Annotated in this window: 10 protein-coding genes and 1 tRNA gene; all 11 read left to right on the top strand. The window is 66.1% G+C overall.

Annotated features, from left to right (window positions below; translation table 11 throughout):
- Nucleotides 1-205 precede the first annotated feature (205 nt).
- The gene (locus B5F85_RS05760) at nt 206-1,309 is read left to right on the top strand and encodes a transporter substrate-binding domain-containing protein (protein WP_087315289.1); all 1,104 of its coding nucleotides are present in this window, start codon (nt 206-208) and stop codon (nt 1,307-1,309) included.
- 215 nt (nt 1,310-1,524) lie between these two features.
- On the top strand, nt 1,525-2,118 hold the full coding sequence (raiA, locus tag B5F85_RS05755; protein ID WP_087315287.1) for a ribosome-associated translation inhibitor RaiA: 594 nt from the start codon (nt 1,525-1,527) through the stop codon (nt 2,116-2,118).
- Nucleotides 2,108-3,172 (top strand): DegV family protein, encoded by a 1,065-nt coding sequence (locus B5F85_RS05750; RefSeq protein WP_087315285.1) that lies wholly within the window; start codon nt 2,108-2,110, stop codon nt 3,170-3,172. The genes raiA and B5F85_RS05750 overlap by 11 nt, the downstream gene beginning before the upstream one ends.
- A 21-nt stretch (nt 3,173-3,193) precedes the next feature.
- Nucleotides 3,194-4,297 carry an NAD(P)-dependent oxidoreductase gene (locus B5F85_RS05745; RefSeq protein WP_087315283.1) on the top strand — a complete coding sequence of 368 codons (1,104 nt, stop codon included), beginning with the start codon at nt 3,194-3,196 and terminating at the stop codon, nt 4,295-4,297.
- 179 nt (nt 4,298-4,476) lie between these two features.
- Complete coding sequence (locus B5F85_RS05740) at nt 4,477-5,268, top strand: NYN domain-containing protein (RefSeq protein WP_087315281.1); 792 nt, start codon at nt 4,477-4,479, stop codon at nt 5,266-5,268.
- An 11-nt stretch (nt 5,269-5,279) separates the two neighbouring features.
- The gene (locus B5F85_RS05735; protein ID WP_087315279.1) at nt 5,280-5,843 is read left to right on the top strand and encodes a hypothetical protein; all 564 of its coding nucleotides are present in this window, start codon (nt 5,280-5,282) and stop codon (nt 5,841-5,843) included.
- 114 nt (nt 5,844-5,957) lie between these two features.
- Nucleotides 5,958-7,049 (top strand): hypothetical protein, encoded by a 1,092-nt coding sequence (locus B5F85_RS05730; protein ID WP_087315278.1) that lies wholly within the window; start codon nt 5,958-5,960, stop codon nt 7,047-7,049.
- Nucleotides 7,049-8,239, top strand: coding sequence for a purine-nucleoside phosphorylase (locus tag B5F85_RS05725; RefSeq protein ID WP_087315276.1), 1,191 nt, complete (start codon nt 7,049-7,051; stop codon nt 8,237-8,239). The genes B5F85_RS05730 and B5F85_RS05725 overlap by 1 nt, the downstream gene beginning before the upstream one ends.
- A 91-nt stretch (nt 8,240-8,330) precedes the next feature.
- Nucleotides 8,331-8,406, top strand: a tRNA-Thr gene (locus B5F85_RS05720).
- Between the two features lie 467 nt (nt 8,407-8,873).
- A complete protein-coding gene (locus B5F85_RS05715; RefSeq protein WP_158094560.1) occupies nt 8,874-10,178 on the top strand; it encodes an AAA family ATPase in 1,305 nt (434 codons plus the stop codon).
- A 396-nt stretch (nt 10,179-10,574) separates the two neighbouring features.
- Nucleotides 10,575-13,919 (top strand): S-layer homology domain-containing protein (locus B5F85_RS05710; RefSeq protein WP_143786139.1); only part of this gene is annotated, 3,345 nt, incomplete at its 3' end.

The raw sequence follows: 13,919 nt of genomic DNA, 5'->3' as shown, positions 1-13,919 counted from the left end.
GCGTGCGCGTCCTGACGATCATGGCTCGTCCTAGAGGTAAGTCGCACCGCCCGTCATACCTAAGAGGCATACGGCCTCGCGGGCGAGAGGGGCAAGAGTGGAGGCGCCGCGGCGCCGGAAGCGACGTCCCCGGTGCGCGGGTGTGGGGGCAAAGACCAGGTCAGCTGGGAGAGGCGCACGACCGCAATCGTAGACGGGAGTTGCCATGCCGCGCTCGCGCTTTCATAGCATCCTCGGGGTCGCCGCCGCGGCCCTCAGCGTCACGCTGCTCGCCGGCTGCTCGGGGATCTCGGAGATCCCCTCGGGCGTCGGGAGCGTCGTCCAGAGCATCATCAAGGACGTGACCGACCCGGTCACCGTCGAGCAGGCCCGCGCCGCCCGCCGCGCCGAGCTGGTGCCCGCCGTGAGCGACGAGGACCTCGTCACCCCCGGCACCCTGACCGTCGGCGTACGGTCCACGGGCACAGCGCCGCTCGTCATGACCGGCTCGGACGGCTCCACGATGGGCATCGACGTCGACACCGCGTACGCCCTCGCGGACGAGCTGGGGCTCGCCCACGTCGAGTTCGTCTCCGTCACCAACGTGGCGGCGGGCCTCGCCTCCTGCGACGTCGTCATGAGCGTCGACGCCACCCAGGGCGACTGCACCGTCGTGGGCTCCTACGCCCAGAGCGCGCTCGGCGTCTTCGCCGCCGGCGACACGGTCGCGACTCCGATCGCCGCCACGGAGTTCTCCGGCAAGACGGTGGGCGTCCAGGAGAGCTCCGTCTCGCAGGCCTCCCTCGCCAAGCTGGGGCTCGGCAACTTCGAGGAGACCTTCTCCAACCTCAACGAGGCCTTCGACGCGCTCGCGGCCGGCTCGGTCGACTACGTGGTGTGCGACGCCTACGCCGGCGCCTACCTCGCCTGCACGCACGAGGGCATCTCCTTCGCCGGCACCATCGACACGCCCGTTCCCGTGGGCGTGGCCGTCTCGACCGACGCCACGTCCCTGCAGGCCAACGTCCAGGCCGCGCTCGACGCGATCCAGACCAACGGCGTCGCCGACATCGCCAAGTCCCGCTGGGTGGGGGAGTTCCCGGCCCTCACCGAGGCCACGGTGGTGACCGGCCTGCCGGAGCCGCAGGAGGAGCCGGTGGACGAGGGCGACGAGAACAGCGGCAACGCCGACGCCCAAAACGGTGACGAGGGCGAAGACGGCGTCTCCGGCAACGGCTACTCCGCCGACGACGCCGGCGCGGACGGCACCGACGCCGGGACCGACGACTCTGACGGCACCTACATCGGCTCCGCCTACGCGTTCGACTGACGCCGAGCCCGGCGTCCGGCCCCGCGCTCCCGGCGCGGCAGCGAGCGCGCGTTCTTCTCGCCCGCCTTTGCGAACGCACGCCGAACAGACCATGCCGCTCAGGCAGTTGGTGGCCGCGAGAGGGGGGAATGGGCCGCTCGCATTTGGGTATCTATTGTCGTAGGAGCGGCCGCGCCCGTGTCGCGCCCGCCCATGGCAATCGTTAGGAGGTTCGCATGGTTGACATCAAGATCTCGGGCCGCAAGGTGGGAGTCTCCGACTCTCTTCGTGCACACGTCGAGGAGAAGGTCGGCAACGCGCTCAAGGTGTTCGATATCAAGCCCATGACCTGCGATGTCGTTCTGCGCGTCGATAAGAACCCCTCCAACCCCGAGCGCAAGACCTGCGAGGTCACGGTCTTTGTCCGTGACAACGTCGTCCGCGTGGTCGCGAGCTCCGACGACATGTTCGCCGCCATCGATGACGCCGCCGACAAGGTCACCCGTCAGCTCCGCAAGTACAAGACGCGCGTCATCGACCGCCGTCAGCGCGTCGCCGCCGCCAAGGCCGGCACCGTCACCCAGGAGGACCTCGCCACCCTCATCGAGCCCGGCCCGGACGAGACCGAGGACGACCAGCTCGTGCGCGAGAAGTACATCGACCTGTTCCCCATGACGGAGGAGGAGGCGCTCGTCCAGACCGACCTCATCGGCCACGACTTCTACGTCTTCACCAACGCCACCACCGGCCTGGTCAACGTCATCTACCACCGCAAGAACGGCGGATACGGCATCATCAAGCCCAAGATCGAGGAAGAGAATGAGCAGTAGCGATACCAGCACCACCGCAATCGAGGACGCGGCCTCCGAGCAGGGGCTCGCGTCAGAGACCAACGCCCAGGCGTCGCAGGAGGCTGCGCGCCTGGGCCGCGCGTATCACCGCGCGTCCAACGTGAGGATCATCGTGGACTCCTGCGCCGACTTCGCCCCCGGCGTGGCCGAGGCGCTCGGCGTGGATGTGGTGAACTTCACCTACGTCATGGGCGGCGAGGAGCACGCGGACGACCTCTGGAATTCCATGACCCCCAAGGAGTTCTACGACCGCATGCGCGCCGGCGAGACGGCTACCACCGCCGCCGTGACACCGGGCCACTACCTCGAGCACTTCGAGCGCGCGGCCGAGGAGGGCACCCCGACGGTGTACCTGGCCTTCACCCGCGGCCTCTCCTCGAGCGTGGACGCCGCGCGCCAGGCTGCCGAGATGGTCCGCGAGAGCCACCCGGGCTTTGAGATCTACGTGGTGGACAACCTCTGCCCGTCGGCCGCGGCGGAGCTTTTGGCCCTCGAGGCCGTGAACCAGGCGGCCAAGGGGCTCTCCGCCAAGGAGCTCGTGGCCTGGGTCGAGGAGGCGCGCTACTACGTCCACGGCTACTTCACGCTGGACTCCTTCGACGCCCTCGCGCGCGGCGGGCGCATCCCGCCGGCCGCGGCCACCGTGGGCGGCAAGCTCGACATCAAGCCCGAGCTCTCCTACGACACCAACGGCGCCCTCACGCTGCGCGGCATGTGCCGCGGCCGCAAGAAGGCCCTGCGCGCGATCCTGGCCGACTTCAAGGCCAACTACCTCGGCGCCGAGGGCGGCGATGAGAAGCTCCCCATGGCCATCGTCTCCGCGGACGCCGAGAAGGACGCCATGTGGCTTGCCGAGCAGGTCCGCAAGGAGCCGGGCTGCGCCGACGTCCCCATCATCTACAGCTCCGTGGGGCCGGTCATCGGCGCGCACGTGGGCCCGGGTATGGTGGCCCTGCTCTTCTGGGGCAAGGACCGTCGCGAGAGCCTCTCGTTCACCGACCGCATCGCCCGCCGCGTCAAGGGCGAGAAGTAGCAACTGTCTGACAACGGGGTGATGAGGAGGGACCGTCCCTCCTCATCACCCTGCCTGTGGAAAGGAACCACCTTGCAGATCAAGAAGATCGCCTTCATCGGGACCGGCATCATGGGCGCGCGCATCGCGGGCCACATCATGGACGCCGGCTACGAGCTCACCGTCTACAACCGCACGCGCGAGAAGGCCGAGGAGCTTCTCGCCCGCGGGGCGACGTGGGCGGGCAGCCCCGCCGAGGCCGCCGCGGACGCGGACGTGGTCTTCACCATGGTGGGCTACCCGAGCGACGTCGAGGACGTCTACCTCACGACCGACGGCCTCATCCGCGCCGCCAGGAAGGGCGCCTGGCTCATCGACCTCACCACGAGCTCCCCGCAGCTCGCGCGCGACATCCACGACGCCGCGGAGGTCGAGGACAAGCACGCCTTCGACTGCCCGGTGACGGGCGGCGAGCAGGGCGCGATCGACGGTACCCTCACCCTCATCGCCGGCATCACCGAGGCCGCGGCGGCGCCCGTGCTCCCGGTGCTCGAGTCCTTCTCGTCCAAGATCTTCTACTTCGACCAGCCCGGCGGCGGCCAGACCGCCAAGCTCTGCAACCAGGTCTCGCTGGCCTCCTGTATGGTGGGCTACGCCGACGCGCTGGCCCTCGCCGAGCAGTCCGGCATCGACGCCGAGCGCGTGCTCGAGGTCATGGCGAGCGGCACGGGCGGCTCCGGCGCGTCGCGCACCCTGGCGCCCAAGTCCCTCGCGGGCGACTACAAGCCGGGATTTCTCGCCGAGCACCTGCGCAAGGATATTGGCCTGGCGCTGCAGCGCTCCGAGGACCTCGACATCACGCTGCCGGGCGCCGAGACGGCGTTCACCCTCTTTGACATGCTCTGCCAGATCGGCGGCTCGCGCATGGGCACGCAGGCCCTCACGCTGCTCTACCAGGAGGAGGCCGCGTGCGTGGCGGCCGGCCTCGACTGGTCCCTGCTCGACCAGGGCGAGGACGACGAGCACGACCACGAGTGCTGCTGCGGCCACGACCACGGCGAGGACCACGAGTGCTGCGGCGGTCATGGGCACGGCCACGGCGACGGCCACGAGTGCCACTGCCACGACCACGATCACGAGCACTAGCCACGGGGCACGAGGGCCAGGCGCGCCTCGCTAACATGCACAGCTCCGGTTTTGCCAAAAAAATACCTGCGGATATAGAATACGCAACGGAACTGTGTATGTTACGGTAGCCGGCCGGCGTCGACATCCTCGGCGCCGGCCGATCAGCGCCGCGCAAGACAAGGAGAACCACCCGCTTCATGAACGGAACCGACATCCCCCAGAGCCCGCAGAGCTCCATCGCGGTGCTCATCGACTTTGAGAACCTCGCCCTCGGCACGGGCAAGCGCAACCGCCGCGGGCACCAGGAGCCCGGCCCGCTCCCCGACGTCAAGCTCATCCTCGAGCGACTCGTCGACAAGGGCCGCATCACCGCCAAGCGCGCCTACTGCGACTGGCAGCGCTTCTCCGACGCCGTCACGCCCCTGCACGAGCTGGGCATCGAGCTCATCGAGATCCCGGACCGCGCCTACACCGGCAAGAACTCCGCCGACATCCGCCTTGCCGTGGACGCGATGGAGATTTGCCTCACGAAGGACCACATCGACACCTTTGCCATCCTCTCCGGCGACTCGGACTTCTCGCCGCTCGTCTCCAAGCTCAAGGAGTTTGGCAAGACGGTCATCGGCGTGGGCATGAAGGAGGCCACGAGCAGCCTGCTCGCGGAGGTCTGCGACGAGTTCATCTTCTACGAGGACATCACCCGCGGCGCGGGCATCCCGGACTTCTCCGGCAAGGTGCCGCGCGAGAAGCAGGACTGCTACCAGCTGCTCTTCGAGACCATCGACGCGCTGCAGCGCGAGAGCGACAGCTTCATCCTCGCCTCGCGCCTCAAGGACACGATGAAGCGCAAGCGCCCGCAGTTCTCGGAGGCCTCGTACGGCTACCGTTCTTTCACGGCGCTTCTGCGCGAGGCGTCCAAGCTCGGATTCATTGAGATTCACCAGGACCCCAAGAGCGGCACGGCCGTGGTCGACGGGTTCTGCGAGTAGGGAGGAAAAACATGGCGGATATCGAAACCCCGGACATCTCGGGCCTGGTCGAGGAGCTCTCCGGCTCGAGCCGTCGCCGCCGCCAGGAGGTTGCCCACGCGATCGCCCAGGCCGCGCGCAGCAACCCCGACGTGGTGGCGCCCTTTGCCGACGACCTCATCGACGCGCTCTTCCGCCCGGAGGCGCAGACGCGCTGGGAGGTCCTCGACGCCCTCGGGGCCGTCGCGCAGACCGACGCCGAGCGCGTGGCGGGCGCCTTCGAGGGCGCCGAGGCGTCGCTGTTCGACGACGGCTCGGCCACGGTGCGCCTGGCGGCCTTCGAGTTTTTGTGCCGCCTCGGCGCGAGCTCGCCCGAGCGCTCCGACGAGGTCTGGCCGCTGCTCGACGAGGCGATCCAGTGCTACCACGGCGACGCCGAGTACCGCGACATGCTCACGGCGCTGTTGGGCCTCGCGCAGGGCGCTGCCTCCGAGCAGACGCGTTGCTCCCTGGCGGCTCGCGTGAAGTTTGACGCCGAGAACGGCACGGGCTACATCAAGTCCTTCTCGGCAGAGATCCTTCAAGCTCTCTCATAGGTTTGTGCAGGGGCGGGGGAGGTTGCTCCCCGTCGCCGTGCCGCGCCGTAGAATCAAGGCCTGAAAGCAAGATGGGCGCGCCCGCCGCGGAGCGCCGAGCGTGAGGGGAGACCCATGGCAGACGAGGACAAGATCGAGGACGTGGCCGAGAAGGACGCGGACTCGGTGGAGGAGAAGGACGTGGAGGCCAAGGCTGAGAAGGACGTCGAGCCCGAGGCTGCCGAGACCGAGAAGGGCTCCGGCGCGCCGCCCGCCCCGGGCGCCGCTGCCGCGGAGCCCGCCGACGCCCCCGCCGACGCCGCCGACGCCGACGCCCCCGCCGAGGCCGACGCCGCCGACGCCGCCGACGCCGACGCCCCCGCGCACCGCGGCCCCTCCACGCCCGTGTGGGTCGCCATCTGCGTCTGCGCGCTCGTCGTGGGCGTGCTCGCCGGCTTCTTCCTGCTCGGCGGCGCGGGCGGCGGCTCCGTCGCGCTCGACGGCCGCACGACGCTCTCTGCCGACGAGCTCGACAGCACCATCGCCACCTACACCTACAACGGCGTGCGCACCAACGTGACGGCGCGCGACGTGCTGACCTTCGGCGGCTCCTCGGTGGACACCGCCGTCAACGAGGACGGCACCTACAACGTGCCCGCCGCCACCAACGTGCTCGTGTACGCGCAGAACCGGATCATCCTGGACGACGCCGAGGCCCGCGGCCTCACGGCAAGCGACGAGGAGATCTCCGACTACAGCGAGAAGACGATGGGCACCTCCGACCTCGCCAGCATCGCCAGCTACTACGGCATGGACGAGCAGGCCGTGCGCGACACCTTCGCCCAGTCCGTCGTCATCGAGAAGCTGCGCGCTTCCGTGTGCGAGACCACGCTCCCCGAGCAGCCCACCGAGCCCACGGCCCCCGCCGACGGCGCCGAGGACACGCCCACGGCCGACTACGCGAGCTACATCATCGCCCTTCTCGGCGACGAGTGGGACTCCGAGGCCGGCACCTGGGCCCGCACCGACGGCGACTTCTACGCCACGCTCTCGACCTACGAGATCACCAACGACTCCGCGACCTACGCCGCCGCCGAGGCCGCCTACAACGTGGCCTACAGCGCCTACCAGGACGCCTACACCCAGATGAGCAACGAGTGGAGCGACTACACGAGGAACCTCCTCGCGGGCGCGACCATCCAGCTCGGCTCCCTGGCGACCTCCTGATGCGCGTCGCGATAAGCGCCTGCCTGCTGGGAGCCCCCGTCCGCTACGACGGGGGCTCCAAGCCCGTTTCCGAGGTGCTCGAGCTTGCCGAGAAGGTCGACGTCGTCCGCGTGTGCCCCGAGACCGCGAGCGGGCTTCCCGTGCCGCGGCCGCCGGCGGAGCAGCTCGGGGGGCGCGTCCTTCTCGCCGACGGGCGGGACGTGACCGCGGAGTTTGACCTCGGGGCGCGGCGGTGCCTCGACGCGGTGAGACGCTCGCCGGTCCGTTTGGCCGTCCTCAAGGCAAAGAGCCCCTCGTGCGGGGTGGGTCTGGTCTACGATGGAACCTACTCTGGAAGGCTCGTTCCGGGCCAGGGCGTCTTTGCCCGCAGGCTCGAGGAGGAGGGGATCTGCGTGGTCACCGAGGATACCGTGAAGTCGTGCAAGCCGAGCGTGGAGCATCCCGTCGCCATCGTGCTGGGAAGCGGCCTGGGGCACCTGGGCTCGCTCGTGAGGCCGGTCCGCCGCATCGACTACCGTGACATCGAGGGATTTCCGCAGGACGCGCGCCCGGTGGCGGGGCACAGCTTCGAGGCCACCGTGGGCTCGATCGACGGCGTACCGGTGGTGGTCTATCCCGGGCGCATCCATCTCTACCAGGGCTACTCCGCCGCCGAGGTCACGGCGCTCGTGCGCCACGCGCACCACCTGGGCTGCCGCGACGTCGTCTTTGCGTGCGCCACGGGCGCGGTGCCGGGCCAGGCGCACACGGGTCTGGGCATCCTTACGGACCAGATCAACCTCACGGGGCGCAACCCCCTCGCCGAGTGGGAGGGTCTGCGCGACGTGGAGAGCCCGTTTGTGGACATGAACGACGCCTACTCGCCCTACCTGCGCACCATCGCGCGCGGCGTGGCCGACGACCTGGGCATCGCCGTGGAGGAGGGCGTCTACGCGGGCGTGCTGGGCCCGTGCTTCGAGACTCCGGCCGAGGTGGCGGCGCTGCGGACGCTCGGGGTGTCCTACGTGGGCATGTCCACGGTGTGCGAGGTCGTCATGGCGCGGGCGCTGGGCATGAACGTGCTGGGGCTCACGCTGGCGGCCAACGAGTCCGGCGCGCCGGCGGTCAGCCACGAGACGGTGCTCGCCGAGGCCGAGAAGCACGCTGAGGACTTCGAGGCGCTCGTGCGCGGCGTGCTTCGGCTGCTGTAGCGGGCGCGGGTGCGCCGCGCGGGCGGGGCGGGCAAGAAAAACGTGCTTGCGCAGTGGCAGCGGTTCTCGTATAGTTGTTATTCGCTGACACGCCAGCTTAGCTCAGTTGGTAGAGCACCGCTCTCGTAAAGCGGGGGTCACCAGTTCGAGTCTGGTAGCTGGCTCCAGCCAAACGCACAGGTCAGAGGCCGTTTTGGTCTCTGGCCTTTTTTCATGTTTGATACGCGTCCCGCCCACATGGGTGGAGATAGGGGTGAAAAGGCCCCTAAGGTCCGACGTACCCCCAGGGATTCAAAGCCCAACAACAAGGGGGCGGCCGTCCGCACATGATCGCAGACGGCCGCCCCCGAAGTTCAAGCCAGCTTCAGGGCGTGGGGCCTTGTCGCCGCTACAGAAGGCGGGCCTCGTCCATGCGCTGCAGGAACGTGGCTGCCTCGGCGCGGGAGCAGGTCTGCTGAGGAGCAAGGTTGCCCTGGCCGTTGCCCCCGCCCCGCCCGTCCTACGCGACGAGTGCATCTGCTCGCAGCGTCGACACGCCCGTCTCGGACATTTTTTCTAGAAAAAGTGTCCAATCATGGAGACTATTTCTAGAAAAAATCTCCTATACTGTAGCGAACCAAGAGAGGGGGCAATCATGAGACGCAAGATCGATAGCGCACTCGATGCCTGGAAGCTGCGCGCAGATCGCAAGCCCCTGATCCTTATGGGGCCGCGTCAGGTGGGAAAGACCACGTCGGTTCTGGCCTTTGGCGATCGCTCGTACAAGTCGATCGTGCACGTGGACTTCTATCGCCAGCCGCAGGCAAAGGCGGCGTTTGCGGGTAGCTTGGAGCCGCGCGTCATCATTCGTGCGCTCGAGGCCCTGCTCCGGCGTGACATCGATCCGGAGTCCACCCTGCTCTTCCTCGACAAGATTCAAGACTGTGACAACGCCATCACCGCCCTGAAGTTCTTTCGCGCCGACGCCCCCGAGTATGACGTGGTGGCAGCGGGGAGCTTGCTGGGAGTTCATGTGGCGTGCGAGGGGTCGTTTCCCGTTGGCTACGTTGACATGCTGGACATGCACCCCATGGACTTCGAGGAGTTTTGCTGGGCGCTTGACGAGGGGCGCGGCTTCTCTTTGCTGAGGGACTCGTTCGCGAACGGCGCCCCCTTTGCGCTTCACGAGCGGTTCATGGATCTCTACCGGGACTATCTGCTGGTTGGAGGCATGCCCGAGGCGGTGGCGAGGTTTGCGCGGACCCGTCGCGTCGCGGATGCCGCCGGAGTGCAGCGCGACATACGCACCGCGTACGTGGCGGACATGGTGAAGTACGCGACCGCAGTTGACGCTGCGAAAATCTCCGCTTGCTGGGAGAGCATTCCCGCCCAGCTGGCCAAGGAGAGCGGGTCGACAAAGTTCGTCTGGCGCCACGTTGCCAGCGGGGCCAAGGCGGAGCGCTACGGAAGTGCGGTCGACTGGCTCGTGGCGTCGGGGATCGTGAGCAAGTGCACGCAGGTTTCTGAGGGCGTCTCGCCGTTCAAGTCCTTTGAGAACGAGTCCTCGTTCAAGCTGTACGTTGCGGACACGGGGCTCCTTGCCAGCGCGTACGACGCCACTCCCGCGGACCTGAGCGACACGGGCAACCGCAGCGCGCGCTTTCGCGGCGGCATGGCGGAGAACTATGTCATGCAGCAGCTCGTGGCGGCGGGTCTCAAGCCGTATTACTGGGGGATGCAGTCGACCTACGAGGTTGAGTTTGTGGTGCGGCTGCGTGACGGCGTGGTCCCGATCGAGGTGAAGAGCGGAACGCACGTCAGGTCAAGGAGCGCGACGCGCTTTGCAGAGAAGTACGGGTGCCCGCACGTGCTGCGTGTCACGGGCAGGAACTTCGGCGTCACGGAGACGGTGCGAAACGTGCCCCTCTATGCGGCGTGCCTTATCGGCGAGCTTGCGTGAGGGCGGTGCTCGTGCGGGTGTGGGTGGTCGCCGCCCTTCGCGCTCCTCTGGGAGAGCGAGAGCCAACGCTGACGGAAATCGTCAGTCGCGACGGCTGGGTGTAGTACACTTTCAACATTCCTACAGGAATCCTGGGGGCTCCTGGGAACGTTGATGAAAAGGAGGATGCAATGGTATCTGCCGGTACCGTGCGGATTCGACCGTTAGCAGCGCTCTTTGCGACGGTTGCGTTCGCCGTAACTTTGCTGACGGGGGGGGGCTGCCTCCGCTGAGCCTGTCAGTCACCGCATAGGGCCGTTTTCTCTTTCTTCCGACGAGGCGCTCGCCGCGGGTACGGACTATGAGTACGACGAACCCACCAAGACTCTGACCCTCAAAACCACCAAGACCGTCACGGTGTCGACGCCCGACGCAGGAACCGGGCTTTATGATGGTGTTGATGGCAGGTTGGTTCTTGACCCGGGAAGCGGGCGGGATCTCAAAGTAGTTCTCAATTCCTGCAATCTTCTCATAAGAGATAAAAACTCACTGTCTCCTATTGTTACCGTGGAGTCTGGCAATGTGACCCTCTCTCCTGTTGGAGAGCAGGAAAACCGGTTCATGATCAATCCTGGGGTGAACGAGGAGATCGAGGGCACGTTTGGCGTCGTCGAGGTCGTCTCTCCGGCGAGGCTGACCTTTAACGGCACGGGTAGCCTGAGGGTTAACTTTGACACCATGACAATGGCCAAAGTCATGGGGGTTCGCGGCTCGGACATACACTTCGTCTCCGGCGCCTATGACATCGGCGGAGGGTACTATGCTCCCGCCATCGGCGACTACGACGGTATAGTCACCGACATCTCCTTCGATGGTGCTGACGTCACTATGAGTGATCTGCGCCGGGCATATCCCGGCGTGGGCTCGGTCACGGGAGACGTTTCTGATATCTCCGTGACCGGAGGTACGGTGAACATAAATGGTGGCCCCGGCATCGGAAGCGTCAAGGGTGACGTGTCCAATATCAACATTACTAGTGGAACTGTGACGCTTACTTGTGCTTATGAGTCGAGCACCAAAGCGTATCCGTTCCTAGGATCGACCGAGGGCAACGTCTATGGCATCGACATCAGTGACGGTACGGTGAATTTTGGCTACATGCCTCGCAGCAGCATTTGGGAAGGTGCTCCTGTAATCGGAACTGCGAATACCGATGCAACCTGCACGGGCATCTCCGTATCGGGCGGGAGGTTTGACATTGCCAAGTCAGACAGCGATGCGAAATACCTCCAGCTTGCGACCTACGGGCAGTCCCGCGGCGGCGAGGAGACGAGCATCACCGGAGGACGCTGGGTGTTGAGCCAGTATAACAGCAGGGATTACGGTAAGCCTGACATAGTGGAGTACCCAAGCGAAAGCCAGCAGCGATTCCTGGGGGTCCCGCTCCCGGACAATTGCGTCACGTACTTCGTGAAGAGTGAGGGTTCCGGAAACGTTGACGGCGTCTGGCGCATCATCCCAAAAACCAATATCAAGCAGTACACGGTGTCTGCAGAAACCTTGACGCTGACCTATGACGGCCAAGATGTGGCCCACACAGAGTATGACGCGACGGTGAAACGAGGGGAGGACCCGGTCACGACGGGCATTACCATTACGAAGAAGTGGAAGCCGGCGGGTCCGGGGGACGACTGGATCGAGTGGAATTACCGTAACGAGGATCCCAAGCTGCCCGGTACGTATGATGTGCTCTTTACGATTCCCAAGAGCGTCGACCCGGTTACCGAGGACCTCTACGCGGCTGCGGAGAAGCAGGGCAAGCTCGTCATCGAGCCGCTGAAGCTTGATGACAGCTATACGGTTACCATCTGGGCGTCGAAGCCCTATGACGGCTCCCCAGACTATAAATTTGAGGGTAAGAGAATCACCATCACCAAGCAGACTGATGATGGCCGATACTCCATGACGCTGACCGGCGTGAACGGCGAAGCCGTGTTCAAAAGCGCCGAGGTGAACGAGAAGAACCTTAAGATTACCTCGCTGAAGGACGTCGTGGGAGTCAACTTACCCGAGGGTGGCGTGAAGGCCACGGCAAACCCCGGCATCGTCGCGAGCACGTTAACTAAACTGGAGGGGGCGCAGGTGACGCCGCGCCACTACGACGGGACGGACACCATCGAGGTGGAAGCCCTGTTCTTCAAGGCCTCCGGCCAGAGCGATCGCGTGAGGATTCCGGTTGATGCCGGCTTTACGTTGACCGACGTCTCGCTTGCCGATCCTATGAATGGGGCGATTCCAAACTATCCATATAAAGCTGCTGAGCTTGGCATCTATATCGTGAGCGGGACCATCCAGCAGTGGCCGGACGACGACGAGGGCTTTGACTTCAGCCGCGTCCGCGAAGATACCGACGGCGTGTTCAAGGTCCCGTGTCTGGATGAGAACGGCGACCAGATGAATGCCGTGACGCGGCACCCCGTCACCGTGACGTCCATTATGGGTGCCGACAAGGTTTACGACGGCACGACAACGCTTCCCACCGATGATGTCACGCCTGTGTTCGATGATCAGCTCGACGACCTGAAGCTCAAAAACGATGACTACACACTTACAGGCCTCAACTATGAATCACCCAATGCCGGCAAGCAGGCAATTACCGGTACGTTTAGTTGGACGGTCCCGAGGACTGCCGAGAAGGTCCTTGAGAAGTTTGAAGAAGAAGTCAGTGGAGGCAATTACGACGGATACTTTGCCTACCTGAACTCCGCCGCCTGGAACTACGAGATCGTCGGCGACGAAAAAAGCCCGACGTCGACGTTCTTCTCCACGGCAACCGGCACCATCTCTAAGCGACCCATCACCATCGACGACGTGACCGTCAAGAACAAGGCCAACGACGGCACCACCACGGCCGAGGTCGTGTCCGTGACCTTCGACGGCCTGGTGGAGGGCGAGAGCCTGACGCTGGGCGAGGACTACACGGCCACCGCGTCCTTCTTGGACTCTGACTCGGGAGAGAACAAGCGGGTCACCGTGACGGTGACGCTGCGCGAGGACGGCCCGTTCTCGAAGAACTACACCTTTGAGGAGGACAGCCTCACTGCCAACGCAACCGCCACCGCATCCATCACCGGCCCCAAGCCGGGTGGCGGCGGCTCGTCCGGCGGCCAGACCAAGCCCTCCCACGCCATCGAGGTCGAGCAGACCGCGGGCGGCTCCGCGCAGGTCGACAAGGACCGCGCGCCCGAGGACTCCGAGGTCACCGTGACGGCGACGCCGGATGCCGGCAAGCAGGTCTCGTCCGTGACGGTCGTGGACGAGAAGGGCAACGAGGTCGAGGTCACGCCCAACGACAACGGCACCTGGACGTTCGAGATGCCGGGCGGTGACGTCACCGTGAGGGTGACCTTCGCCTGCGACGGCGGCGCGCTCTGCCCGAGCGAGCCCTACCCGGACGTGGACCAGTCCCAGTGGTACCACGCGGCCGTGGACTGGGCGATCTCGGGCGGCGTCATGACCGGCTACGGAGACGGGACCTTCGGGCCCGACCGCTTCGTGACGCGCTCCGAGGCCGCGGCGGTGCTCTGGAACGCCGCGGGCAAGCCCGCGCTCGAGGTCGACGAGTCCGCGCTGCCGGCCGACGTGCCCGCCGGCGAGTGGTACACCGGGCCCGTGGCCTGGTCGCTGGCGGAGGGGATCTTCAACGGCAACGGCGACGGGTCCTTCGCGCCCGCCGGGGAGCTCACCCGCGAGCAGGCGGCC

Source organism: Olsenella sp. An293 (assembly GCF_002159495.1).
Classification (GTDB): domain Bacteria; phylum Actinomycetota; class Coriobacteriia; order Coriobacteriales; family Atopobiaceae; genus Thermophilibacter.
The sequence above is the reverse complement of the archived record's forward strand: the minus strand, read 5'-3'. Positions and strand labels throughout refer to the sequence as shown.

What these genes read in the sequence shown, in the direction of transcription:
- B5F85_RS05760 (WP_087315289.1), top strand. Translation starts at nt 206, where the DNA reads ATGCCGCGCTCGCGCTTTCATAGCATCCTCGGGGTCGCCGCCGCGGCC.
- raiA (WP_087315287.1), top strand. Translation starts at nt 1,525, where the DNA reads ATGGTTGACATCAAGATCTCGGGCCGCAAGGTGGGAGTCTCCGACTCT.
- B5F85_RS05750 (WP_087315285.1), top strand. Translation starts at nt 2,108, where the DNA reads ATGAGCAGTAGCGATACCAGCACCACCGCAATCGAGGACGCGGCCTCC.
- B5F85_RS05745 (WP_087315283.1), top strand. Translation starts at nt 3,194, where the DNA reads ATGAGGAGGGACCGTCCCTCCTCATCACCCTGCCTGTGGAAAGGAACC.
- B5F85_RS05740 (WP_087315281.1), top strand. Translation starts at nt 4,477, where the DNA reads ATGAACGGAACCGACATCCCCCAGAGCCCGCAGAGCTCCATCGCGGTG.
- B5F85_RS05735 (WP_087315279.1), top strand. Translation starts at nt 5,280, where the DNA reads ATGGCGGATATCGAAACCCCGGACATCTCGGGCCTGGTCGAGGAGCTC.
- B5F85_RS05730 (WP_087315278.1), top strand. Translation starts at nt 5,958, where the DNA reads ATGGCAGACGAGGACAAGATCGAGGACGTGGCCGAGAAGGACGCGGAC.
- B5F85_RS05725 (WP_087315276.1), top strand. Translation starts at nt 7,049, where the DNA reads ATGCGCGTCGCGATAAGCGCCTGCCTGCTGGGAGCCCCCGTCCGCTAC.
- B5F85_RS05715 (WP_158094560.1), top strand. Translation starts at nt 8,874, where the DNA reads ATGAGACGCAAGATCGATAGCGCACTCGATGCCTGGAAGCTGCGCGCA.